Below are 1,385 nucleotides of genomic sequence, written 5' to 3' on the forward strand. Positions count from 1 at the left end.
ATCCTATGTAAAGCGGTTTTCGAGGGGTGATATGTGAATAAAGGTACTACATAAAGAGATAGATTTAGTACGCTGTGGATTTACATGATTGAATATTCTTCAGCTCATAGATGTTACTACAGCCGGTGTTCAATCATGTGAAGACACAGCGGTTGCCTTCTTTGTTTTATTCAGCTCCGCATCCTATTTGTAGTCTTCCCTTGCGGGTGCTACCTGCATCCAATCTTAGTTTAAAGAAGAGCAGCTGCCTGCTTTGCGATTGTGATCCGATTGCCGGTCACCCCTCATGTTTTGCAGTCTGCTCCCATCTATGCTTATAATGTGAGCTTAAACATGTTTGTTTATTGTACCACTCCGCTTTGATAAGGCACTCCACTGATGACAACAGCCCTTATCCTGCTCAGCAGCTTATGCGCTACTTTGATGATGGCTTTGTTGGGCTCCTTAGCCACCTGCTTGCGATAGTAAGCCTGCAGTGCCATGTCGGTCCGTACGGCTACCCAGCTTGCCTCTACCAACAGGCTTCTGATGCAGCGGTTACTTCTTTTAGACAATCCCAGACAGATCTTATTATCACTGCTCTGATGGATGCCCGGTACGAGCCCTACCAGTGATGCCAGTTCATCCAAGCGCTTAAACCTTCTTAAGTCACCCAGCTCTGCCAGCAGGGCAGCGGCTGTAATGCCGCCGATGCCCGGAACACTTTTGAGAAGGTAATAATCTTTCTTGTAATGCTTTCTGCAGTAGGCTCTCAGTTCGGTGCTGATATGGAGCTCTTCATACCACAGAAAGTCCAGGTGCTTCAACCGGCTTTGCATTGCCTGCGCTGCTGATGTAAACTTCCACTCGATGTTACGTAACCATGTTTTCATGTCATGGCTCCAGTTGGGATTGTCGAACGCTTCCGGTACTTTAATGCCATAGTACAGCAGCTGGCTTTTGATGTGATTCTTAATGGTACGTAACTGTCTTGCCAGGTGAATGCGCCTGCGGAAAAGACTTCTGAGTTGTTCCTGTTGTTGCTCAGGAATGTGTATGCCGTGCAGGTTATTTTGTTGCAACTGATGGCACAGGTTGCGGCAGTCTATCTTATCGGTCTTCTGCCAGTCCTGTTTGTTGGTGCGGGGCACATCAGCCGGATTGACCACCAGTACCTTCCAGTTACTTTGCTGCAGTTGCCTGGCAATCCAGTAACCACAACAACCTGCTTCATAGCAGCAGGTGACCTCGTGACCTGCAAATTGCTTTTGAACATAGTCCTGCAAACAAGCACTATCAGCCGGCATGGTGACCGTCTTATAATCAAACAGGTCTGTTTTAAAATGACAGGTCCAGCTTTTCTTGTGTACATCCATACCAATGAATAACTTTGGTACAGAAGCGGT

Annotated in this window: 1 protein-coding gene; it reads right to left on the bottom strand. The window is 47.1% G+C overall.

Annotated features, from left to right (window positions below):
• Positions 1-341 precede the first annotated feature (341 nt).
• A partial coding sequence (locus tag FC093_RS23575; protein ID WP_137264282.1) for an IS110 family RNA-guided transposase occupies positions 342-1,385 on the bottom strand: 1,044 nt, incomplete at its 5' end.

The organism is Ilyomonas limi (assembly GCF_005233845.1).
Classification (GTDB): domain Bacteria; phylum Bacteroidota; class Bacteroidia; order Chitinophagales; family Chitinophagaceae; genus Ilyomonas; species Ilyomonas limi.